At 51.0% G+C, this 23,309-nt stretch carries 22 protein-coding genes, 1 tRNA gene and 1 riboswitch; of the genes, 6 read left to right on the forward strand and 17 right to left on the reverse strand.

Features of this window, described 5'->3' with window-relative positions; translation table 11 throughout:
• Window positions 1-803 (reverse strand): MFS transporter (locus Q0X35_RS01440; protein ID WP_297564653.1); only part of this gene is annotated, 803 nt, incomplete at its 3' end.
• A 142-nt stretch (window positions 804-945) separates the two neighbouring features.
• Here Q0X35_RS01440 and Q0X35_RS01445 point away from each other — a divergent pair.
• Window positions 946-2,268, forward strand: a complete 1,323-nt coding sequence (locus Q0X35_RS01445; RefSeq protein ID WP_297564655.1) for a DUF4921 family protein — start codon at window positions 946-948, stop codon at window positions 2,266-2,268.
• A 116-nt stretch (window positions 2,269-2,384) separates the two neighbouring features.
• Here Q0X35_RS01445 and Q0X35_RS01450 read toward each other — a convergent pair whose 3' ends face one another.
• The 11 genes from Q0X35_RS01450 to dcd form a co-directional block, all read right to left on the reverse strand.
• Window positions 2,385-3,044 (reverse strand): ABC transporter ATP-binding protein, encoded by a 660-nt coding sequence (locus tag Q0X35_RS01450; protein WP_297564657.1) that lies wholly within the window; start codon window positions 3,042-3,044, stop codon window positions 2,385-2,387.
• A 2-nt stretch (window positions 3,045-3,046) separates the two neighbouring features.
• A complete protein-coding gene (locus Q0X35_RS01455; protein ID WP_297564659.1) occupies window positions 3,047-4,696 on the reverse strand; it encodes an iron ABC transporter permease in 1,650 nt (549 codons plus the stop codon).
• A gap of 31 nt (window positions 4,697-4,727) precedes the next feature.
• A complete protein-coding gene (locus Q0X35_RS01460; protein ID WP_297564662.1) occupies window positions 4,728-5,756 on the reverse strand; it encodes a thiamine ABC transporter substrate binding subunit in 1,029 nt (342 codons plus the stop codon).
• A gap of 70 nt (window positions 5,757-5,826) precedes the next feature.
• Window positions 5,827-5,929: riboswitch (TPP riboswitch) on the reverse strand.
• Between the two features lie 51 nt (window positions 5,930-5,980).
• Complete coding sequence (locus tag Q0X35_RS01465) at window positions 5,981-6,223, reverse strand: DUF4235 domain-containing protein (RefSeq protein WP_297564664.1); 243 nt, start codon at window positions 6,221-6,223, stop codon at window positions 5,981-5,983.
• 26 nt (window positions 6,224-6,249) lie between these two features.
• Window positions 6,250-6,615, reverse strand: a complete 366-nt coding sequence (gene mnhG, locus Q0X35_RS01470) for a monovalent cation/H(+) antiporter subunit G (protein WP_297564666.1) — start codon at window positions 6,613-6,615, stop codon at window positions 6,250-6,252.
• The gene (locus Q0X35_RS01475) at window positions 6,612-7,118 is read right to left on the reverse strand and encodes a monovalent cation/H+ antiporter complex subunit F (protein ID WP_297564667.1); all 507 of its coding nucleotides are present in this window, start codon (window positions 7,116-7,118) and stop codon (window positions 6,612-6,614) included. The genes mnhG and Q0X35_RS01475 overlap by 4 nt, the downstream gene beginning before the upstream one ends.
• Window positions 7,115-7,765, reverse strand: coding sequence for a Na+/H+ antiporter subunit E (locus Q0X35_RS01480; RefSeq protein WP_297564669.1), 651 nt, complete (start codon window positions 7,763-7,765; stop codon window positions 7,115-7,117). The genes Q0X35_RS01475 and Q0X35_RS01480 overlap by 4 nt, the downstream gene beginning before the upstream one ends.
• Entirely contained in the window at window positions 7,758-9,347 is a 1,590-nt protein-coding gene (locus Q0X35_RS01485) for a Na+/H+ antiporter subunit D (protein ID WP_073996809.1), read from the reverse strand. Before Q0X35_RS01485 ends, Q0X35_RS01480 begins: the two co-directional genes overlap by 8 nt.
• Window positions 9,344-9,889: a Na(+)/H(+) antiporter subunit C gene (locus Q0X35_RS01490; protein WP_073996810.1), complete on the reverse strand. Its 546-nt coding sequence runs from the start codon at window positions 9,887-9,889 to the stop codon at window positions 9,344-9,346. The genes Q0X35_RS01485 and Q0X35_RS01490 overlap by 4 nt, the downstream gene beginning before the upstream one ends.
• Window positions 9,882-12,938, reverse strand: a complete 3,057-nt coding sequence (locus Q0X35_RS01495; RefSeq protein WP_297564673.1) for a Na+/H+ antiporter subunit A — start codon at window positions 12,936-12,938, stop codon at window positions 9,882-9,884. Before Q0X35_RS01495 ends, Q0X35_RS01490 begins: the two co-directional genes overlap by 8 nt.
• A 259-nt stretch (window positions 12,939-13,197) precedes the next feature.
• On the reverse strand, window positions 13,198-13,785 hold the full coding sequence (dcd, locus tag Q0X35_RS01500) for a dCTP deaminase (RefSeq protein WP_073996812.1): 588 nt from the start codon (window positions 13,783-13,785) through the stop codon (window positions 13,198-13,200).
• Window positions 13,786-13,947: 162 nt separating this feature from the next.
• On the opposite strand from dcd, the gene Q0X35_RS01505 reads away from it, so the two are divergent.
• The 4 genes from Q0X35_RS01505 to galK all read left to right on the forward strand — a co-directional run bounded on the left by Q0X35_RS01505 (window position 13,948) and on the right by galK (window position 17,543).
• A complete protein-coding gene (locus tag Q0X35_RS01505) occupies window positions 13,948-14,763 on the forward strand; it encodes an amino acid ABC transporter substrate-binding protein (RefSeq protein ID WP_073996813.1) in 816 nt (271 codons plus the stop codon).
• Between the two features lie 107 nt (window positions 14,764-14,870).
• Window positions 14,871-15,527, forward strand: coding sequence for an amino acid ABC transporter permease (locus Q0X35_RS01510; protein ID WP_073996814.1), 657 nt, complete (start codon window positions 14,871-14,873; stop codon window positions 15,525-15,527).
• Window positions 15,528-15,540: 13 nt separating this feature from the next.
• On the forward strand, window positions 15,541-16,314 hold the full coding sequence (locus Q0X35_RS01515) for an amino acid ABC transporter ATP-binding protein (RefSeq protein WP_297564677.1): 774 nt from the start codon (window positions 15,541-15,543) through the stop codon (window positions 16,312-16,314).
• On the forward strand, window positions 16,311-17,543 hold the full coding sequence (galK, locus tag Q0X35_RS01520; protein WP_297564678.1) for a galactokinase: 1,233 nt from the start codon (window positions 16,311-16,313) through the stop codon (window positions 17,541-17,543). The genes Q0X35_RS01515 and galK overlap by 4 nt, the downstream gene beginning before the upstream one ends.
• A 115-nt stretch (window positions 17,544-17,658) precedes the next feature.
• On the opposite strand, the gene Q0X35_RS01525 is transcribed toward galK, so the two are convergent.
• A tRNA-Leu gene (locus tag Q0X35_RS01525) sits at window positions 17,659-17,732 on the reverse strand.
• 294 nt (window positions 17,733-18,026) lie between these two features.
• Here Q0X35_RS01525 and nhaA point away from each other — a divergent pair.
• Entirely contained in the window at window positions 18,027-19,271 is a 1,245-nt protein-coding gene (gene nhaA, locus Q0X35_RS01530; protein WP_297564680.1) for a Na+/H+ antiporter NhaA, read from the forward strand.
• A 74-nt stretch (window positions 19,272-19,345) separates the two neighbouring features.
• Here nhaA and Q0X35_RS01535 read toward each other — a convergent pair whose 3' ends face one another.
• The 4 genes from Q0X35_RS01535 to eno form a co-directional block, all read right to left on the reverse strand.
• Window positions 19,346-20,326, reverse strand: a complete 981-nt coding sequence (locus tag Q0X35_RS01535; protein WP_297564682.1) for a Ppx/GppA phosphatase family protein — start codon at window positions 20,324-20,326, stop codon at window positions 19,346-19,348.
• A gap of 34 nt (window positions 20,327-20,360) precedes the next feature.
• Window positions 20,361-20,918, reverse strand: a complete 558-nt coding sequence (locus tag Q0X35_RS01540) for a DUF501 domain-containing protein (RefSeq protein WP_297564683.1) — start codon at window positions 20,916-20,918, stop codon at window positions 20,361-20,363.
• Window positions 20,915-21,670 carry a septum formation initiator family protein gene (locus Q0X35_RS01545; protein WP_297564684.1) on the reverse strand — a complete coding sequence of 252 codons (756 nt, stop codon included), beginning with the start codon at window positions 21,668-21,670 and terminating at the stop codon, window positions 20,915-20,917. The genes Q0X35_RS01540 and Q0X35_RS01545 overlap by 4 nt, the downstream gene beginning before the upstream one ends.
• Window positions 21,671-21,768: 98 nt before the next feature.
• On the reverse strand, window positions 21,769-23,049 hold the full coding sequence (eno, locus tag Q0X35_RS01550; RefSeq protein WP_297564685.1) for a phosphopyruvate hydratase: 1,281 nt from the start codon (window positions 23,047-23,049) through the stop codon (window positions 21,769-21,771).
• Window positions 23,050-23,309: the final 260 nt, after the last annotated feature.

Genomic DNA, 23,309 nt, shown 5'->3' on the forward strand with positions numbered 1-23,309 from the left:
ATATTCGTCCACCCTTGGGAGAAGGCAGTCAATAAGGTAATGCGAAAACGCCGCAGCTGGAGAGCTTCTCGCACCGTGATTACGGGGCGAGCAGAATGATTGGCCGCTTTTGCCGCTTTTGCCGCTTTTGCTGCTTTTTCCGATTTTTCCGGCACAGCCGCAGCTGAATCAGATGCAGATTCTGAATCCACCGTCGATTTTTCCGGTGGAAGCGGCGATTTTGCGGGAAGAAATACGTCCGGGCCAATAGCTATCTTCACTATCAACCACGCAATAATTAAAAAGCAGCCATAAATAAAAAAAGGCCACCGATAGCCCAAACCAGAGAGTAAGGCTCCTACAGCGGGGCCAGCGATATTTCCAATTAAGAAACCTGCTCCGTAGGCGGCAGAAGCTCGCCCGCGCATAGTAGGAGGAGCAAGCTTAAAAATCATCGACATCGCCGCTACGGAAAAAGTAACAGAACCGATGCCACCGGCCGCCCGAAAAATCAATAACTGCAGATAGCTCTGCGCAAAAGCCGAAGCAAAAGAAGAAATCATCACGATGGCGATGCCGAAAAGATACATTCGGCGCTCCCCGAATTTAGTGGAAAGCCAACCCGAAGCAGGCGCAAAGCTCAAACGCAGCAGTGCGAAAGCAGAAACCACGAAAGTGGCAGCCAGATTAGTGACCGAAAAACTCTTAGCGTATTGCGGCAATACCGGAGCCACTATTCCATAACCTAAAGCTATCGCCACTGCCGCTGCCACCAATACCCAAATTGCGCGGGGAAGCCGTTCTTCTTTTATACCTGCATCCATACTATTTGGTCTATCAGAGTTCTCTAGAAAATCCATCTTTAATACATTAACCTCACACCACATTCACCTCTGGCTCAGCAGTTATATATAATTAGAGTGCTCAACCAAATGGGCAAAATTTCTTTAATAGTAGAGTGAGAATATGAATTTCCCGATACGCGAGCCTTTGACGAGGATGGCCGACGGCACCATCAAACAGTGGAATCCTTTTTCCGGCACTGAGGTCTGGACGGTACCTGGTAGAGCTAATCGACCTTTGGATATAAAACTTTCCGACCCTCATCCGCTAAATCCTGCAGAGCTCGGGCATCACTGTGCTTTTTGTACGCAGCGAATTCTCGAAACCCCACCGGAGAAAGCACGCCTCGTAAAGAAACGTGACGATGCCGTCATCTATAAATCCACTAGCGTAGAGATGCTCACCCGCGAATGGGAATTCCGCCGCGTGCCAAATCTTTTTGAGATAGTTTCTTTCGATTATTGGGAAAAAAATTATGGCTACCAGCTCTCTCCGGCAGCCCAGCACAATATGGAATCTTATATTGCCGACCCGGCCGGGCGCGCACATGTACTGAATATACTGCGCGTTAAACTCGGGGCACAGTACAGCGAAGAAGCGTGGGAGCAGCTATCTGATAGAGAAAAGATGCAGTACGCCCGCGCGCTTTTTGGTTCCGGGCACGATTTAATCATCGCCCGCCGGCACTTCGTAGACGGAGCAGAAAACGATAGTCAGTTAGCTTCTGCGGGCACACTCACCCCGCAAGAGCACCTCTGGTATATTCGCCTCACTATCGATGCGATGAAAGATCTCTATGAAGCAAATCGCTACGCTCGCTATATTCAGGTATTCCAAAATTGGTTAAAACCAGCGGGAGCCTCTTTTGACCATCTACACAAGCAATTAGTGGCTATTGACCAGCGCCCTATCAACGGGCAGATAGAACTCGAAAAAGTCCGGCAAAACCCCAATCTCTACAATGAGGCAGCTGTAGACTACGCCGGCTACCACAATTTAGTGATTGCCGAGAATAAGCATGCGGTAGCTATTGCCGGATTTGGCCACCGCTATCCAACTTTGGAAGTGTGGTCACGCTCCAGTCACTGCCAGCCTTGGGAGCATAGCCGGGAAGAAATTGCCGCTATGTCGGATCTGATTCACGCTATGCACGCCGCCACCGGCCCGCTCGTGCCCTGTAATGAAGAGTGGTATTGCAAGCCGATTGACGCCGATGTGAATATGCCTTGGCGAGTCTTGCTGAAATGGCGCGTATCTACTTTGGCCGGTTTCGAAGGGGGCACAAAAATTTACGTAAATACCATTGACCCCTGGCATGTGCGCGATCGCGTAGTGCCACGGCTATTGGAACTGCGCGCCGAAGGGAAAATTTCGCAGAGTATAAACATCTCTACTGAATGTAGCTGCCGGGTAAATTCCCTCCGGTACAACCCCGCTCTCCAATAGATACCAATAGGAGCTGCTTTTACTTTGCAAAGGCGCTTAATTTTTCAAAGCGTCATACCAGTACCAGTTCGCGCAGTAACTTCCAGCCTTCGCCTTTTACCGCCGAAATATGCCAGCTAGTTTTCGCGCAAATAGCCTTTCTCCATGACGATGACCCGATCTGCCATTACATCTGCTTCGTCGTGATCATGGGTGACGAAGATGGCTGTAATTCCCGTGCGTTTAATTATCTCCCGCAGCTGCACCGCCAGAGTTTCGCGCAGATTGCGGTCGAGCGCCGAAAGTGGTTCGTCGAGCAAAAGTAGCTGTGGAGAGGGAGCGAGCGAGCGAGCTAAAGCCACCCGCTGCTTTTGCCCACCCGAAAGCGTAGATATTTGCCGCTCCCCGTAGTCCGCTAAATCTACTAGCTGCAGTAACTCAGCTACCCGTGCTTTTATCTGGGCACGCGGCATCCGGTGCATTTCCAGACCGTAGCTGATATTCCGCGCCACATTGCGATGGGGGAAAAGCTGCCCGTCTTGAAATACCATGCCGATATTTCGCTTGTGCACAGGTACCTGCGCTAAATCTTTGCCATAGAGATAGATATTTCCGGCCGTCACCTGCTCTAAACCAGCTATTGCCCGCAATAAAGTAGATTTCCCGGAACCAGAGGCACCGAGCAAAGCCACTATCTCCCCTTCGGGTACCTGCAAACAAGCACCGTGCACGGCAGTGAAGCCGTTAGCGTAAGTGACATCTGCTTCTTTTACCACTAAAGCATAATTTTCATTCATCACTATATTTGTCCGATTCTTTGCTCATCGCGATTCCGCGATCCAATAAACTCTGCACCAATGATTACGAACGCCGTCACCACTGCTAATAACACTGCTCCCGCCAGCGCCATGCCGTAATTATTCTGCCCAGCTCGCGAGAGGAGCTTTACAATCACTACTGGCAAGGTCAAATAAGCTGGATCAGCGAGGAAAGATGTAGCCCCGAATTCGCCGAGGGAAACGGCGAAAGCAAAGCCCGCCGCCAACCCGATACCGCGCAATAAAAATGGCATATCGATAGTGCGAAGTACTTGGGCCGGGGTGGCACCTAGGACACTGGCAGCCTCCCGCATCCGCGGATCGATAGCGCGCAACAGCGGCACTAAAGACCGGATAACCAGCGGTAAGGCTACTACCGATTGTGCTAAAGGCACGATGAGACCGGAATTAGCTATATCGGTACCGGCGAAAGTTATTAAAAATCCGAAACCAACTGTAACTGCGGAGACCCCGAGTGGCAGCAAGGTGACGCCGTCTAAGAAACGTTGTGCTTGTAACCATTTCCCCTGGACGCGCCGCGAAAGTACCAATGCCAAAGGTACGCTCACCAACAAGGCAAAAATCATAGAATCGAAAGCGATGCGTACCGAGTGATCGATAGCTTCTAATACCGAAGTGCCACCCGAAAATCCGAATCCGGTGGTGGAGAGAAGGCGGTAGTTATCGAGCGTCCAATGACCTTGATACCGGAAAGAATTGAGAATAAGGGAAGCAATGGGGAAAAGCACTAGGAGTAACGCCAGTAAGGTGACTATTTTTGGCAGCAGCGGCGCCTGGCGCAGCGAGCGGCGGGAACGCGGGCGCACTTGCAGGGCCGTTTCCGTGCGGGCAGTGAGGCGCGTGCCCACAATCAGAGCCAAGAGCACGATTATAAATTGCAGCACCGAGAGCATAGCTGCTTTATCAAGATCAAAGAAAGTGACGGTCTGAATATATATTTCCGTCTCAATAGTGCCGTAGCCCGGATTACCCAGCGTAGTCACTACCCCATATGCAGTAGAGCAATAGAGGAAAGCCAGGCCGCCCGCCGCTGCTATCGCCGGAGCTAATTGCGGCAAGGTGATGCCGAAGAATGCTCGATAGGGACTGGCTCCAAGAGTGCGCGCCGCCTGTTCCGTACACGGATCGATACTGGCCCACATATTTCCTACCATGCGAGTGATGAGCCCGCAGTTGAAGAACACCATGGCGAGTACTACTGCCCACGGGGTATTAGCTATATTCAAAAAAGCGAGCGGGCCGCCTAGCAAGGAGCGAAAAGCGATACCTACTACCACTGTGGGGAGCACAAAGGGGATTGTCAGCAACCCCCGCAACAGCTGCCGGCCGGGGAAATCGTGTAGATACAGCAAATAGGCAGCAGGTACGCCGCACAGTATAGAGAAAAATGCGCCCGCAACCGCCATCCAGAGAGTTTGCCAAATAATCTGCCAAGTGCGCTCTTCGCGCAGTAGATCCACCATGCCGCCCAGAAAAGAAGCTTCAGCTGCATCTACTCCGAATAGCCCGCGGAGCAGCATCGCTCCGACCGGCCACATAAAGAAAATAATTAAAAAGGCTAGGGGCAGTGCTACGGCACTGCCCCAGCCTATTTTAGAAATCAGCTTCATAGAATATTTCTTCTATGTAGTTATTTAGCAGTTACTTAGTGGATTCCTGGTATATCTTGGAATACTCATCCAGCCAAGCTTTCCGCTCCGCACCCACTTTCTGAATATCTGCTTCAATTACCGTAGTCGGAAGTGGTGCATAGGTGGCCCACTCTTTCGGCAGCTCTACATTCTTCTTATAGGGGTAGACGTACATATTTTCCGGAATAGATTTCTGCACTTTATCCGTGAGTAAGAATTCGATAAATGCTTTTGCACCCTCTGCATTCTTAGCTCCCTTGGTCACTCCAGCGTATTCAATCTGCTTGATACAAGTATCATTCAGAGAAGAAGTAGCGCCTTTCTCGTAGGCGGGAGAAGAAGAATAGCTGAGCACTATCGGGTAGGCTCCTTTTCCTTCCGAACCAGAGAACTCAGTGTAGTAGGCAGTAGACCAATCCTTTACGACTTTAGTACCGTTGGCCAGTAAATCCTTCCAGTATTCAGTCCACTTATCTCCATAAGTAGAGACTGTGGCCGCAAGGAATGCCATCCCAGGGGTGGACTGCAAGGGGTCGGTGAGTACCGTCAAATTCTTATACTCTGGTTTCAATAGGTCGTCAAAAGATTTCGGAATATCAATCTTCTTATCTGCAAACCACCGATTATCGGCATTTAAGCAGACATCGCCGCGATCAATAGGAGCTAATTTCCCTTCCACGGTATCGGATTTTTCCAGACCTTTCGGCACAAATTCTTCTGCCAAACCCGAGTTAATTACTTCGGCAGCCTGAAAAGTATCTACGCCGTAGAAGCCATCTACTACCGGCTTATCTTTGTTAATCAACAGCTGATTAAGTACAGTACCGTCACCGGCGGAAACCGTCTTGAGTTGGTAGCCGCTCTCTTCTTGGAAAGCTTTAATATCTTCTTCCGAAATCTTAAAAGAATCGTGGGTGAGAATGGTGACGACTTTATCGGCGCCGTCAGCTTTCTTATCTCCTGAATTAGCGGCGCTGCACCCAGCTAGCACCAGCGCAGCGGCAGCCAAAGCCACAGCCGTCTTCTTTAATGAAATCATTTTTCCTCCTACAATTATCTATTCGGAGGGGTATTCCGGATACATAGCCTGCCGCAGCAAACCGCGTCCAGAATTGAGAAACCCGACTCCCTTCGCCGGCATTATCCGGATCAGGTGCGAGGGTATTGTTAACGCAATCTCAGCACCGCAGTGGTGCTCCCCTGTCGTATTTCTAAGTATATAACAAGCAAAAATTATTACATACTTCTAGTAGTAGATATACCTTAAAGCCACGGGAGAGCTTTTCGGCCTTTTTCCTCCAGAAGTAACCGGATACCCGCACTTACTGCGGCACTCACAGCGGTGAATATGAAAAGCTGCACTCCAATTTTTCCTGAATTAGCTATCCCTTGCTGTGGAAGTTCCCTGTGCAAACCTTTTTTCCAAAAAAGCGTCAGCAGATTCTCGGCTAAAAATCCAGCTACCGAGCCCAAACCATAACTTAAAATTTTCTTCCCTATATGCATCGAAATATCCTTTCCAATTATTCTCTTTACATTTGCACGTAGTCAGTACCGCGGTCTATATCCTCTTTTAATTCATCTATGACTAATTCTGCTGGCTGTACCCGCCCCGTACGGTAGCCCGAACGAGACAGCATATGTGCAGAAATCGGCGAAGAAACCAGTTGAAAGGCTATCACTAAAAGCAGCGTCCAGGTCATAGAGGCCTCTCGCACCAAAAATATTACTCCCAACATGAACATAATAAGAGAAAATACTTGCGGTTTTGTAGCTACGTGTTGGCGAGAAAGCAAATCCGGATAGCGCACCATACCAATCGCCGCAATCAAAGTAAAAATGCTGCCAGCTACCAGGAAAATTGCCCCTAAGACATCCGCTATTGTACCAGCACTCATAGCTGCTCCTTCCCCGCGTGCTCCGAATCAGCCTCCGCAGTATTCTTTTCCGGAATCGCTAACTCTGAAGATTCGTGCTGATTCTCCGGCCGCGGAGATTCCGGAGTTTGCAGCGGTTTCGGCGATTTTGCTTTTCCCCGAGCCGCTGAGAGGTGCTGGCTCGGGCGTAAATCGCTAAAAGGCTGTGATTGGTGCAGCTCTTCAGCTCTTTCCGCCGCCCGCCGCGCCAATTTTTGCCGCAGTTGCGGAGCAATTGGCGGCATAAAACGTGCCAAAGTGGTCGAACCGATAAAACCGATAAGAGAAAGCACTACCAGCACCGGCAAGAGATCACCGCGGCGCGAGCTCGCCGCTAAAAGTGTAAAACCGCCAATTAAAACTGCCGTCATCATATCTACTCCGACCATACGGTCTAGCGAAGTAGGCCCTCTCACTATGCGATAGAGGACTAAAACGGCGGCACAAAAAAGCAATACTGCGCAGCCAATAAGTACATAAATCATAGTATTTCTCCTGCTCTACGCGGTTCACCGCTCGGAGGAGCATAGGGAGTAGGAAGCCTACCCGCCTGCGGAGAATCTCCCGGCACATATCCGGCGTCTATCAGCTCCTCATGAGAAGCCAAGGCGCGCAAGACCCGCTCTTCTTGTTCGAGCACCGTGGCGTGAATACCGTCTATGCCACCTGCTAAATCCATATCGAATACGTGCACATAGAGAGTGCCGGTGGCTCGATGCGCATCTACCACTACCGACCCAGGCACCAAACCCGTCATTCCTGCCACGATTGCCAAGTATACATCCGAATGCGAACGCAGTTTCACTCGAATAATAGCGCCGCGCGGCACGCGCCCTCGGAGAATAAATTTTCCTTGCATCCACGAAGCCCGTAAAATATCGGCGAAAAATATGAAAAGGAGCCGCCCGAGAGCCCGCGGGCGAAATCGCCCGTCGTAGGGAGTAGCCGGGAAAGGAGCCAAAGTAGTAATAAATAAAGCCAGTAAAAATCCCGCTACGAAATTACCTACTGAGATATCTCCCCAGATTAACACCCACGCCAAAGTGAGCCAGAGAATTAACCCCATCGAGGCATGCGGGAAACGAGCCGGATGGAACCGAGAACGGCGAATAGCAGCTGCCGATTTACTCATGACTTCCTCCCTCGTTTTGCCGGGTACTTTGCCGCTCATTCTGCATTTCTTTTTCCACTACCTGCGGCGATATCCCTTCTCCGCGGGCGTTTTCCGGGAATACAGCTACCACGTATGGCATACGCTGCGTGAGCTCCATTCCCGCCGCTTGCGTATAGGAATTTATCGGGCCGGCGAAGAGCGAAATACCTAAAGTAATAGCTACCAGCACTCCCGTGGCATAAGTAGTACCGGGGACGCTTTTCACCTGGGGCAACTCCTCCGGAGGAATTTGCCAGAAAGCCATATTCCACGCCCGCATGACGGCGTAGAGCGTGAGGAGTGAAGTGATGATGCCTCCGGCTATTAAAGCCCAATCAATCCACAATCCACGCTCGAGAGAAGCCTGCATAAGCCCAACTTTTCCAAAGAATCCCGAAAAAGGCGGAATACCAGCTAGATTTAAAGCGGGAAGCATATAGAACACGGCGATGAGAGGCGCGGTTTTAGCGAGGGATCCCAGTTTAGTCAAAGAAGTAGTGCCCCCGTGCCGCTCAATTAAGCCCACCACCAGGAAAAGCGTGGTCTGTACTACGATGTGGTGCATTGTGTAATAAATCGCTGCGCCCAGCCCGTGCACCGAAGATACGGAGATTCCCCAAATCATATAACCGATATGCGATACCAGCGTAAAGGAAAGCAAGCGTTTAATATCCACCTGTGCCACGGCACCGAGGATTCCGATCAGCATGGTGAGCAGCGCAAAAACTCCCAGAATAATCCCGAGCCGGTTGTAGGGGAAGAGTAATACTTGCGTGCGAATAATGGCGTAGACCCCGACTTTAGTCAGTAATCCGGCGAATACCGCGGTGACCGGTGCCGGAGCAGTGGGGTAGGAATCCGGCAGCCAAGCCGAAAGTGGGAAAATAGCAGCTTTAATTCCGAAAGCTACTAAGAGCAAGGCTTGAATTGCGAGGCGTACCCCCGGATCAATATCCGGAATCCGCAAAGCGAGCTGCGCGATATTTACGGTACCGGTGGAAGCATATATGAGCGCGACGGCAACCAAGAAAACTACTGAAGATATAAGGGAAACTACTATATAGATAGTGCCTGCCCGCATCCGATCTCGGGTACCGCCCAGCGTAATGAGCACAAAAGAAGATACCAGCAGCATCTCAAAGCCCACATACATATTGAAGATATCGCCCGCTAGAAAAGCATCTGATACCCCGGCAGAAAGAATTAAAAATGCGGGGTGGTAGACGGCAATAGGTGCAGCATCATCTCCGTCTGCGGCACCTTGAGCAAGAGAATAAAGCAATACCAGCAGTGTGACAGTGATAGAGGTGAGGAGCATAATTGCCGATAATTTATCGGCTATAAGCACGATACCTACTGGAGCAGCCCACGAACCAATATTCAAAACTACGGGTGCTTCGCTAGACATTACGACTAGAGCAATTGCCACTCCCAACGCTATCGCTAATACAGTGGCGGAAATTATGCCCTGCAGCCGGCGAATAGAAGCAAAAGCTAAGGAAAGCCCCGCTCCGAGCAGCGGCAACACTATGGGAATGGCGAGCAAAAAGTTCCAATTCATGCTTGCTCCTCCGACTGCATAGTTGCCACTATATTAGCTGGCTGCTGGCGGGGTTTATCGAAGACTGGATCTATTTCTCCCGTGAGCTCCGTATCTTCTAGCTCCCCTTCCGTATCGTCATGTGCCTGCGGCGCATCTTCTTCTACCCGAGCCGCTCCCTCCGCCCGCGCGGCGAGCCGGGCGCGCTCTGCGCGGCGCAAAATTCGTCTATCTTCTAAATCGTCTTGCACTTCGTCATTCCCATTTAATTGCCAGGAACGATATCCAATCGCAAGCAAAAACGCCGTAGTGCCGAGACCAATAACGATGGCCGTGAGCATCATCGCTTGCGCCAAAGGATCTGACATAGTCTGCGGATCAGTTTTCCCGACTAACGGCGGGTTCCCCGTCCTCCCACCGGCGATTAAGAAAAGAATATTTACTCCGTTAGTTAAATTGGTAAGTCCGAGCACGATGCGAGAAAGCGAACGCTCCAGAATTAGATACACTCCCACGGAGATCAGTACCGCCGCCAGCACTAAAAGAGCTAAAGAACTAGGCATGAGCTTCCTCCTCATCTGCTGCATAACGAGCTGCCGCTTCTGCTGCTTCCGCCGCTGCCCGGCGTATATCCTCGCGCGGTAAAAGTGCCATCTCTACTTCGTCAGAAATTCCTTCTTTTTCACCGTGTCTATCTATTTCCGCACCGAGAGAACGCAGAATATCTAGCACTAAACCGACGACGATGAAGAATACTCCGATATCGAAGAAAATGGCGGTGGCCAGATTTACCGGCCCGAACAAAGGAAGAGAGAAATGGAATTTCGCGCTCTGTAGAATCGTACCGCCGAAAAAGGTGGGAGCGAGCGCGGCGATGGCAGCCAAGGCTAAACCTCCCCCGAGGAGGTGACCCGGGTGGAGCGGTATAGCAGTTCCAAGTTCATAGCGCCCACCTGCTACGTAGCGCAGTACCAGCGCAGTGCCAGCCATTATTCCGGCCGCAAAACCGCCTCCCGGATTGTTGTGACCAGCTAAGAGGAAATAGAGGGAAAGAAGAATAATCGTATGGAATACGAGCCGCGTGCCTACCTCCAGGATTACCGAACGCCGCGGGCTGGATAGAGAAGTGCTGCCGGCTAGCCAGAGCCGATTGCGCCCAGAGGCCCGTACGGTAGATTCGATTTGCCGCGCGCGCCGTGCGTCCCAAGCAGGAGCTTCTCCCTTTTTATCTTGGGGGTGCTCCCAGACGCGCACCGAATTCCCGGGCTGGAGCAGGTTGCGGAAACGGTCGATACGAGCTTTTCTATCTCTAATAAATAGTAGCGAAGAAATCCCTACTGCGGCTGCCACCACTACCGATATTTCGCCGAGCGTATCCCAGGCGCGAATATCTACTAGCGTCACATTTACGATATTGCTGCCATAGCCGTAGTAGTAGGCTTCGGCGGGGAACTGCTGGGATATTGGGGTAGCGGTGCGCGCCCCGGCTGCCAGCCAGGTGATTAGTGCCGCACTTATTCCAATCGTGCAAGCTAGCAGAATTCGCATTTGCCGGACCAGGCGGAGCGGTCGATTAGAAAAATATATGGGCAGGCGGCGCAATACTAAAATAAAGACCACTAGACTCATGGTTTCGGCCAGAGTTTGAGTGAGTGCTAAATCAGGAGCTCCGTATAGTTCATAGATAAAAGCGACCGCATAGCCCGATACTCCAATTAACAGAACTGCTTTGATGCGGTGCCGCGCGCGGGCGCCGAAAATAGCGGCCAGCGCAGCTATTACCGCTACCGCCAGCTGCGCGGGTGTATCGAATAGCCGAATTGCGGGGCGAATCTGCAAATTACCACCTAGCAGGGCCGCTCCCCCCACCAGTAGGGTGAAAAATAAAATTGAGGAGAGGTAAGCAGGCAGAGAACCGCGCTGGGTAAAACCAGTGACGTATCCGGAAAGATTCTCTAAACCGTCGATACTCTTCTGATAAAGACCGGAGGCGCGCAGGGGAAACTCCAGTTTCTCAGTGATTCTCTCCCACGGGCGGCGCAGCGCAAATATCGCGAACCCGCTCAAAAGTACTAGGAGCGTGATTAGGAGAGCCCAACTGAAACCACTCCACAACAGCAGATGGCCACTTTCGCCGGGTAGAGACTCCACATAAGGGAGGAGGAGCCGCTCTAAAGACGGCCCGCCGATTATACCGACCAGTAATCCCGAGAGGGAAAGTATAATTACTGGCCCGAGCAGCATCCAAGAGCGCTCTTTTACCGCTAGTTCTACTACATTCTCCTTATCGGCAAAAGCTCCCCAAAGGTAGCGCAACGTATAAGCGACGGTAAAAGCTGAACCGAGGGCAATGGCAATCCAAGTAACTGTGGCACGAAAATCACTGCCAATTAGAGTATGTAAGGCAGCTTCTTTTGCCACAAATCCGGCAAAAGGCGGTAGGCCCATCATTGAAGCTCCGGCGAGCGCCGAGAAGAGCGCCGTCACCGGCATTTTCTTACGCAACCCAGTGAGCTGGCGTAAATCTCGTGTCCCGACTGCCCAATCGATAATGCCGATAGAGAGGAAGAGAGCTGATTTGAAGAGGGCGTGTGCCAGCAACATCATTAAGCCGGCCAGGAGCATGGCCGAGGTGCCGTAGCCGACAAGAATCATTAGTAAACCCAGCTGAGAAACGGTGCCGAAAGCGAGTACCAGCTTCAAATCGTACTGCCGCAGCGCCCGATAGCCGCCCAACAATAAGGTACAGATTCCAAATAACGGAATACCAATCTGCCAGATGGAATAGCCAGCAAAGCCGGGGGCGAAACGCGCCACCAAGTAGACGCCAGCTTTTACCATAGCGGCCGCATGTAAGTACGCAGATACTGGCGTGGGGGCAGCCATGGCAGCGGGGAGCCAAAAGTGGAAAGGAATTATGGCGGATTTTGTAAAAGCTCCGGCCATGAGAAGCACAACTGCCGTATTCAAAAGCGCAGTGGCAGTGTGGCCGGTGAGTTGATCGACTCCGAGGCGATTGCTCTGAATACTAGCTAATAATTCGGTAATTTCATAAGATCCACCGGGTAATTCCCCGAGAATTATGATTCCTACCAGCATTGCTAGACCACCAGCGGTGGTGAGAATAATTGCCTGCATAGCGGCACGGCGGGAAACACTCGTATGGTAATTATGGCCGATGAGTAAAAAGGAAAATACGGTGGTGAGTTCCCAGAAAAGATAGAGGGAAAGAGTGTTGTTGGTGGTCACTAAACCGAGCATCGCTGCTGCAAAAGCTGTGAATACCGCGGCAAAACGAGGTACTCCGCGCGCCGTCGCCGAAAAATACCGACTGCAGTAGAACAGTACGAGTGCCCCGACGCCGGTAACTATCAGAGCCATGAGCCAAGAGAGCTGATCTATTCGAAAGCTGAGATTCATCCCCAGTTGCGGCGCCCAAGGCCAAAACTCACTGCTGCTTTTTCCGCGGAAAATGCCGGGAGCTAGCGAGAGCAGATAACAAAAAATAGCGGCCGGAATGATGGAGAGCACTACGAATCCGAGGCGGCCTTTGCGCATCAAGGGGGGTGCAAGCAGAGCTCCCGCCATGAATAACGCCAGACATATCAGCATGCCGCTCCTTCAAAATGCGCTTCGAAAATTTTTGCACCGGCGAGGTATACCGCAGAAAGCGCACTTTACTGATATGCGCTACACCTGCCAGTACGCCGATAGGAAGATATTTCTGCCGATACCTTCTCTCTATACTAGTGAAACTACGGGAGAGCTGCCAGCGGAAGAAGCGAGGAAACTCCGGCAGAAAGCCAGTTATCGGTAAAATACGCCCGTCCGGAGCCAGAACGAGAAGAGAGCGGAGCTCGCGCGATATTCCCTAGAGCTCGCGCGAAGTATCTACGCGATGAAAATTTAGATATGAGCGCGAAGCGGTAGGCCCACGCTGCCCTTGATAGCGAGAATGAGCTGCTCCTTGTCCGTAGGGGCGCAGGGCTGGCGAAGAGAGCTGGAAGAAGCAGAACTGCCCCACTTTCATGCCGGGATAGAGCTTAATCGGCATAGTGGAAGTATTAGAGAGTTCCAAAGTCACGTGCCCGGAGAAACCGGGATCTATAAAACCAGCGGTAGAGTGCGTGAGTAAACCCAATCTCCCTAGGGAAGATTTACCTTCTAAACGAGCAGCTATATCGGCAGCTAGAGAAATTCGCTCATAAGTGGAACCTAAAACGAACTCCCCCGGATGCAACACAAATACGCCATCTGCCGGCACTTCGAGCAGCGCAGTTAATTCTTCCTGCTCCGCCGCTGGATCTATTACTTCATAGCGGTGATTATTGAACAGACGAAAATATCTATCTAAATGAATATCTATCGAAGATGGCTGCACCATTTCCGGATCCCAAGGATCTAAAGAAATTTTCCCGGATTCTACGTATGCGTATATATCGCGATCTGAAAGTAACACCCTTTGATTCTGGCATTTTTTTCGCCTTTTAGGAAATCAAATTATGAGAAATGCGCTTCTTTATAGCTCTTGTATTTCCCTCTCTCTAGCTTGACTGTTAGGCTAAAAGAGTCTTTTATGCTCAGGCGGGCACAGCCTGCGGTTGATAGAAAAGGTAAAAATATGAAACTGAAAAAAGTATTAGCTCTGGGAGTTGGGCTACTATTAGCATTTTCGCTTATGTCCTGCGGAAATGATGATTCAAAGGCAAAGAATGCCGGAAAAGCAGAAGGCGATACTTTCACCATCGGCTTCGATGCTAATTTCCCACCCTATGGCTATAAGCAGGGCGATGATTACGTCGGCTTCGATATTGATTTAGCGCAAGAAGTAGCTAATCGTAACGGCTGGAAACTGGTAAAGCAGCCTATTGACTGGGATTCTAAAGATATGGAGCTCAACTCCGGTACCGTAGATTGCCTGTGGAACGGCTTTACTCTTACTGGGCGGGAAGATAAATACACTTGGAGCTCCCCGTATGTAGATAATTCCATCGTCGTCGTGACCAAGAGCGATTCTGGAATTAAAACTCTGGCAGATTTAGCTGGGAAAGTAGTAAATGTACAGGCTGATTCCTCAGGTCTGGCCGCATTGAAAGATGCAAAGAATAAAGATTTAGTGGCGAGTTTTAAGGAACTCACCGAAGTGGCAGAATACAACACCGCTTTTATGAATATCGAAGCGGGTGCAGCCGACGCTATTGTAGTTGATTTGGGAGTGGCTCATTTCCAGCTCGATAAGCGCCAAGCTGGTGCTTTCACCATCATGCAGCCAGAACTACAGACTGAACAGTACGGAATTGGCTTTAAGCTCGGCAACGAAGCACTGCGCGATCAGGTGCAGAATACCCTCGACGAAATGCGCAGAGACGGCACCTTCCTCAAACTGGCGGAAAAGTACGGTTTGCAAGATGCGGTGATTAACGAACCGGCTAAGTAAGGCATAAGTAAGGCAGAATCTTTCCTACTTCTACCGTAGTAAGGTAGCTGGGCGCGCCTAGGTTGCAACCATGTGGGCGCGCCCGGTTACAGCAAAAAGAGAAAATTATGGATCTAATAAGTACCTATATGCCGGAACTGCTAGGCGGAGCAGTAAATACCGTAATTATTTTTGCTCTCACCCTCGTGCTTTCTATGCCGCTGGGTTTAGTTGTATACGGTGGGCGAGTATCTCGGTTAAAACCGCTGGCCTGGCTCACGCAGTTCTATATCTCTCTTATGCGTGGCACTCCGCTGATGCTGCAATTAATGGTGGTGTACTTCGGACCTTATTTCCTTTTCGGCGTACAAATTAGCTCTGCTTACCGTTTTTATGCAGTGGTAATCGCTTTCGCCATAAATTATGCAGCCTACTTCGCCGAAATTTATCGGGGAGGCTTTCAAGCAATTCCTAGTGGGCAGCGCGAAGCTGCCTACGTGCTGGGTTACTCACGTGCCCGCACTTTTCTATCAATCGAACTTCCCCAGATGTTTCGCACGGTATTGCCCTCTATCACTAATGAAGTAATCACCTTGGTGAAAGATACTTCGCTCGCCTTCGCCATTGCCTACGCGGAGATATTCACTATTTCCAAGCAAATTGCCGCAGCCCATGCCACTATGGTGCCTTTTATTGCGGCCGGAGTATTTTATTGGGTATTCAACCTGCTGGTGGCTACCTTTATGGCCCAAATTGAAAAACGCCTCGGCGTCTACCATATTTAAGCGAGGAACTGCTATGGAAGCATTAGCTATTACTAATATGGAAAAGAGCTTCGGCACCAATAAAGTGCTGCAAGGAGTTTCGCTGCGCGTAGAAGAAGGAGAAGTAGTAGCTATTCTGGGGCCTTCTGGATCTGGAAAATCTACTCTTCTGCGCTGTGCCACTTTTCTCGAAGAAATGGATAACGGCGAGATTTGCTATTTTGGCGAGCAGGCTTTCAAAAAAGAAAATGGCGAAAAAGTATCGACAGGAGACCCCCGGCGCTTTCGCCATGACTTTGGTTTAGTGTTCCAGGATTTTAATCTTTTTCCGCACTGGAACGTGCTGCGCAATCTGATGGATTCCCCTTGCAAGGTGCAAAAACGCAATCCAGAAGAGGTGCGCAAAGAAGCCCTTGCTCTTCTAGAACGCATGAATCTGAGCGATAAAGCCGACGCCTATCCCAGTGAACTTTCCGGAGGCCAGCAGCAGCGCGTAGCTATTGCCCGCGCATTGGCGCGCCGCCCCCGTATGCTTTATTTCGACGAACCTACTTCCGCCCTGGATCCGGAACTCACCGGAGAAATTCTCCATATTATTCGCGCTCTCGCGGCCGAGAATATGACTATGGTTATCGTGACGCACGAGATGGATTTTGCCGCAGAAGTAGCGGATACGGCACTCTTTATAGACGGAGGTGTCGTGCTAGAATCCGGGCCCGCTCGTGAGTTAATTAAGAATCCCACCCAACCGCGTACCATCCAGTTCCTCACTAAGCTGCGCGGAGAATCTGAGCAGAAAAAGGCATGACCCGTACTCCTCTAAAATGGCTTCCGAAGGCCGCTCCAAACCAAAGTATCGCCGCGGCACGCGCCCTCTTTCAAGCGAGCTATAACTACCAACCGCAGGGAGTTTGGGCTGCTCCGGGGCGAGCTAATTTAATCGGTGAACACGTGGACTACGCCGGCGGAGTGTGCCTACCTTTCGCTTTAGCGGAGCGAGCCTATCTAGCAGCTTCCCCCAATAACGCCGGCGTCTACCGGGTAGTGAGCCCCGGCGGGGAACCGCAGCTAGTAGAGATTCCCACTTCCGAAGTAGGGTTACGCAATCCAGATAACTGGGCAAGTTACGTAGTAGGTGCGGTGTGGACGGCATTAGGGCCCGGGCAGGGCTTCGATTTAGCTCTCTATTCAGAAGTACCTATCGGTGGAGGGCTCTCTTCTTCTGCCGCACTGGGCTGCTCAGCCGCCTTGGCTACCCAAGAAATTATTAGCGGCCATACGCTCACAGAGGCTGAAAGACTTCCCCTTGTTGCCAGCACGAAGCGCGCCGAAAACGAAGTGGCGGGCGCACCGACCGGCGGTATCGATCAACATATTTCTTTACTCGGTCAGGTAGATCACGCACTGGCGATTGATTTTGCTAAAGGCAGCTATGAGCAGATTCCTTGTGCACTGCAGGCAGCAGGTTTAGTTATTTTAGTGATCGACACCGGCATACCGCATTCTTTACGCGATGGGCAGTACAGTTCCCGCCGGCAGGTGATTGACGCTGTAACCGCCTACGCCGGCCAACCCTACTTACGAACGGTATCCGAACCACTGGCAGTAGCCGAAGAATGGGCGGAGCAGAATGTGCCAACAGGGTACGGAAGTGCCGAATGGAAAAATATCGTCCGCCGGCGCGTACATCACGTATTTAGCGAAATTTCTCATACTCAAGCAGCTATTAGTTACTTACGACAAGAAGATTGGCGGCGGCTAGGAGAAGCTATGCAAAAATCGCATATTTCTTTGCGCCACGATTTTGAAGTATCTATTCCTGAGCTGGATACGGCGGTAGAGATAGCTTTGGCGAATGGAGCATACGGAGCTCGCCTCACCGGGGGTGGATTTGGCGGAGCCGCAATTGCCTTACTGGAAAGAGAGCGCGTGGAAATGTGCGCCGAAAAAATTGCGGAAGCTTTTGCTTGGCGCGGTTACAGTGCCCCGGCTTTCCTCTTAGCTTATCCGAGCCAAGGTGCAGAGCGCGTCGCCTGAGAAATACGGGTAATACGGAAAGATTTTTATTTCATGGGCACGCATAGGGCACGCAAGGGCAGTTTTGAAAGTGTGCCGTTTCGGCTTTTCCGCTTGTTTAAGCCGTTTTAAGGGGTGCCCCCAGTGAGACTCGAACTCACACTGGACAGATTTTAAGTCTGCTGCCTCTGCCGATTGGGCTATGGGGGCGCTTGCCGGCGCTGCCGGCGAAGCAATTGCTCGCCCTATTTTTAGTTACCTAAAAATAGCTACACTGAGCAACACCTGCTAAGTTTAGCAGTATTTTCTGCGATATAAAATTAGAAGCCAGCTCTCTACAAAAAAGAAAAGGTTATCTATCTTACTTCCCACTTTCTTTTCACGCTCCACCCCAAAAATCTCAGTACGATTTAACCTATAGGATTTATTTACTATTCCGCTCCTAATAAAAGTAAAATTAAGCAGAAGGTAATTGGTCAACCCATACTCAGAATAGAGGCAATTATGGCGAATAGAAATATACTGCAGCGGTATCGGTATTCTTTAGAAAATGAAACTATGGCCGGGTTGGTATTAATTATTGGCGCTGTAATTGCTTTGATTTGGGCAAATTTCCCCACCGCAGCAGGGCGCGCAGCTTATGCCACTTTCGCCTCCACCACTTTCGGCCCAGCAGCTCTGCATCTAAATCTTTCCCTTTCCGCCTGGGCCTCCGATGGCCTACTAGTTATTTTCTTTTTTATAGTGGGCTTGGAACTAAAAGAAGAATTCACCGTCGGATCCCTGCGCGATATTCGCAAAGCACTAGTGCCTATGCTAGCTGCAGTCTGTGGAATGCTGGGCCCCATCGGCGTCTATCTCGTAGTTCAAATTCTCTCTGACACTCCTCACTACGGAGGTTGGGCCATCCCCGTAGCCACAGATATTGCTTTTGCTCTCGCCGTCCTCAGCCTGTTCGGAAAAGGGCTTCCTCCAGCTGCCCGCACTTTCCTAATGACCTTGGCGGTGGTCGATGATTTACTAGGCATCATGCTGATTGCTATATTCTTCGGCACTGACCTAAACTTCTTGTACCTCGGAGCTTCTTTACTGGTAATTGTGCTATTTGGTTTCTTAGCACAGAAGCGTATTACCCGCTGGTATATATTGGTACCACTCGGCATTCTCGCCTGGTACTTCATGCACCTCTCCGGAATCCACGCCACTATTGCCGGAGTAGCTCTTGGCCTCACCGTGCCGGCAAAACAGCGCACCCGCGAAGATAGCTCCCTGACGCGTGTCTTCACCGAAAAGCTGGAATTCCTTTCCGCCGGTTTCGTCCTGCCTATCTTCGCTTTCTTTGCTGCCGGAGTAAACGTAGTTGATACCGGCGGCGTATTCGATATGCTCTCCGACCCAATTGCAGAAGGCGTCTATCTAGGACTTCCTCTCGGAAAGTTCTTAGGTATCACCTGCGGAGTATTTATTATGACGAAGGTCTTCCCCCTCCGACTGGAAAATACGATAAATCTCTACGATATTATGCCAATCTCTTTAATAGCAGGTATCGGCTTTACAGTTTCTCTGCTCATCGCCACCCTTTCTTTCACTCCGGGAACGGCGGAAAGCGCTCATGCCCGAGTGGCCGTGCTTGCAGGTACATTAATCTCTGCCGTGTTAGGCGGCGCAGCCACGAAACTGCGTGGCCGTTACAGAATGCGAATCGCCGATAAGACGGATATCCGCACTTCTCAGCAAAGCTATCAGTAGAGATTCCTTTATAGTTTCCTAATTTGCTAGAAAATTTTCTGCCCCCAGTTAGCTAACTGTAGGCAGAACTAGCTCTAGATATACGCTGGTTTTTGCGGCTGGTGAGCCGCCCACAAAGCTAAACCGTCTAAAATATCGTGTTCGGAAGTAATTATTTCGCGCACGGGAGCGGCGCTATCGGCAGTTCGCGCGGCAATCCGGCGCACTATTTCTTGCCACACCAAGGCGCCAGCAGCGATCACATCTACTCGCCCCGGATGTAAAAATCCCAACTGCCGCCGCTCTGCCGGCGTGGCCTGCAGAAACCACTCTGCCACCGCGGAAATCTCCGCAATGCGCAAAACACTCCCGTGAATACGCGCAGGGTCATAGCTAGGTAGCTGCAGTGCGAAAGCCGTAAGCGAAGTGACGGTTCCGGCCAAACCAATTACCGCCGCAGCCGCCGTAAAATCTATTTCTGCTTCCACTGCATCAAGAGCTTTTTGTACATCTGCCCGCGCCGCCGCTATTTCCGCCGCGGTAGGTGGATCAGAGTGTAAATGCCGCTCGCGCATCCGCACTGAACCGATATTCATCGACACCGCAGCCTGCACTTCTCCCGCTGCTGTGCCCAGGGTAAATTCCGTAGATCCTCCCCCTAAATCTACCGTGAGCAGGCGTGGGGGAATTTCCGTAATAGGGAGGGCAGAGAGTGCCCCTTGAAAAGAAAACTCTGCTTCCTGCTCTCCGCTCAATACCTGCGGATATACACCTAATCGGCGATATACCCCGGCAATAAATTCTTCTCTGTTTTCCGCATCGCGCGTAGCAGAAGTAGCGGCAAAACGAATCGAATCTACCTTTCGCTGGCGGCATTCTGCTGCATAATCTGCTACCGCATCTAGGGTGCGCGCCAAGGCCGCTGGCGCAAAACGCCCCGTGCTATCTACCCCGGCTCCTAAGCGCACTATTTCCATGCGCCGCAGCTCATCAGTTATTTTTTCCTGCTTGGCATCTACGCTACCGATAAGTAGACGTATCGAATTAGTACCACAATCAATTCCTGCAACTTTCACAAGTACTAGCTTGCCACCCCGCTCCGAAATTTTTCTAGTTGCGTGCTGCTGCCCCACAGCGGCAAATCTTGGCATCCCAACCAGCTTGCTGTAAGGCTCTATCTCCAAACGGGCATATTCCCGCTCCCACTGCGAGCGCATAACCAGCCAAGGCGTGCAGACATTTTACTCTATCTGGCATACCACCAGCCGATTTTCCCGCTATTTCCGGTACTTCTTCCATAAGCTCCCGCCTTTGCACATAGATTTCATGCGCGTGGCGATACTGGGCAGCCAGTTCTTCGTTAACCCTCAGCTCTTCATTCATCGCTTCCATACCGCCGGTGCTCTCTATCCGAGATATTTCTTTCACCAAAGATGGGAGCGAAAGATAAAAAGTAGTGGGGAAAGGGCTGCCGTCTTCCAAGCGTGGATAGGTGATAGTGACGGCCGGATTACCACAGCGGCACCGAGCCGCTATTCCCACTAAACCGCGCGGAATACGCCCTAGCTGTTGACGTAAAATTTCTCTATCTGCTTCCGTAGCTAGAGAAGCGGCCGGGGCAATTTGCCGCAGCTGCGCGAGCGAAAGCTGCGGGATAGCAATCTTCATCCGGTCTTCCCTTCTGAGGTTTGTCCTTCTGAGGTATTCCCTTCTGGCATTTTCAATATGGGAGTATCTTCTAAATCGGTAGTTTTTTCATCGCTATCGGCATCGTTCTTAGCAACTCCTCCAGCGAGCTGGAGAGATTCCCACATAGTCAAATAAAAAGGCGTGACCGCTAAGCGCTCTTTCCGCATTTTTTCTATTCTTTCGGCAGCAGCTGTCTCTCCATCTTGCGCCTTTTTCTGCTCTACCACATAGAGAGTCTGCCCCGGCAGCACGTAACCAATTCTCTCCCGCGCTTGTGCCTGCACAAAAAGTGGATTTTTCCAGAGCGCAATCTCATTGCGCAGCTCTTTTTCCCGCTCCGTATGCTCCTGCAAAGTAGCAGCCAGAGTCCTTTTCTCTTCCTGCAGTGAGATAAATGTGCGCAAGGGATTAGCCACTATCACGAGCGAAAGCATCACCGTAATTACAATAAAAGCCAAACGCAGCGAAAATTGGCGGGTCTTTCCTTCTCCTTTTAAGACCACGTTCCAATCATTACCTAAGCGTTGCGTTAGCCCCGGTTGGGAAGAATTACCGGAATGCACTTCCCCCGCTTTCGGTGGCCGGCGCGGCGGCACCGCTTTTTTCACCTTTCCCACTTTCGCATTACCCGGTTTTTTCGGCGCCGGTACGTCCGCGCGCACTCCACGGCGCGAAACTGAGCGCTGTTTGCCAGAAGAGGCAGAACGGGAATAGGGACGACGGGAAGCCATGCTGCAAGTCTAACTAATCGAATAAATGTTCCGTAACTATACACACGGGAGGAGCCCGCTGGACCCCTCCCGTGTATTCTTTTAACTATCTTTTAGCCTTATTTCTTGAAACGCGGGAAAGCAGAACGGCCAGCATAAACAGCCGCATCTACTAGCTCGTCTTCAATACGCAACAACTGATTGTACTTATTCACCCGCTCGCCACGTGCCGGCGCACCGGTCTTAATCTGGCCAGAGTTGGTGGCTACTGCCAAATCAGCAATAGTGGTATCTTCCGTTTCTCCCGAACGATGCGAAGTCATCGTCTTGAAGCCAGCCCGGTGGGCAGCTTCTACGGCATCAAAGGTTTCGGTGAGGGTACCAATCTGATTTACCTTCACCAGCAGCGCATTTGCTGCTCCCATTTCGATGCCCTTGTGCAGACGCTCCGGATTGGTTACGAAGAGATCGTCGCCAACCAGCTGTACCTTATCTCCAAGTTCTGCCGTCAGACTTACCCAGGCATCCCACTCATCTTCCGAAAGCGGATCCTCGATAGATACCAACGGGTAATCGGCTACTAGGCGCTCATAGAAATTCACCATGTATTCCGTGGACTTAATTTCTCCCTCAAAGCGATAACCGCCTTCGGTGAAGAATTCGGTGGAAGCGACGTCGAGAGCGAGAGCCACATCGGCACCAGGCTCCAAGCCCGCCTTCTCAATAGCTTCACAAATCAAATCCAAAGCGGCCGCATTCGATTCCAGATTCGGAGCAAAGCCACCTTCATCACCAAGACCAGTGGAGAGACCCCGCTCTTTCAGCACCGACTTCAAAGCGTGATACACTTCGGCACCCCAGCGCAGAGCTTCCCGGAAATTCGGAGCTCCAATCGGGGCAATCATGAATTCCTGAATATCTACGTTGGAATCCGCATGGGATCCGCCGTTGAGGATATTCATCATAGGTACCGGCAATACGTGGGCATTCGGGCCACCCAAATAAGCGAAAAGTGGCAGACCTACCGACTGCGCAGCTGCCTTAGCTACTGCCAGCGAAACACCCAGAATGGCGTTCGCTCCAATTTTGCCTTTGTTTACCGTACCGTCTAGATCGATTAAAGCCTGATCAATAAGACGCTGATCAGTGGCAGAATAACCAAGAATTTCTGGTTCAATTACTTCTGTAACCGCATTTACGGCTTCTTCTACACCTTTACCAAGGTAACGAGATTTATCTCCGTCGCGGCGCTCTACCGCTTCGAAAGCACCGGTGGAAGCACCAGAAGGCACTTCGGCACGGGCAAATACGCCGTTATCAAGCAGTACCTCAACTTCAACAGTGGGGTTACCGCGGGAATCAAGAATTTCGCGAGAGGCTACGGCCTCGATGCTTGCCACATGGACTCCTTAAAGTAGGTGGACACAACCAAGCTGCTTACCACCCCGGCGGGGCAGTAGAGCCACTAGCGGCTCCTCGCGCTTCTGCGCTGCACAGCTCTACTCTATTATCCTACTAAATAGAAAAAATTGGTATCTCTAGCGGTCTTTTTCGCGGTAATGTTCTAGTTCCCACACTCTACGCCCGCCTAGTTGCTTATTTAACCGCCGTCTAGCTCGCTCTCTAGCTCGTAGCTTAGTTCACCGCCTAGCTCGTAGCT

Source organism: uncultured Arcanobacterium sp., assembly GCF_947253055.1.
In the GTDB taxonomy this organism is placed as follows: domain Bacteria; phylum Actinomycetota; class Actinomycetes; order Actinomycetales; family Actinomycetaceae; genus Arcanobacterium_A.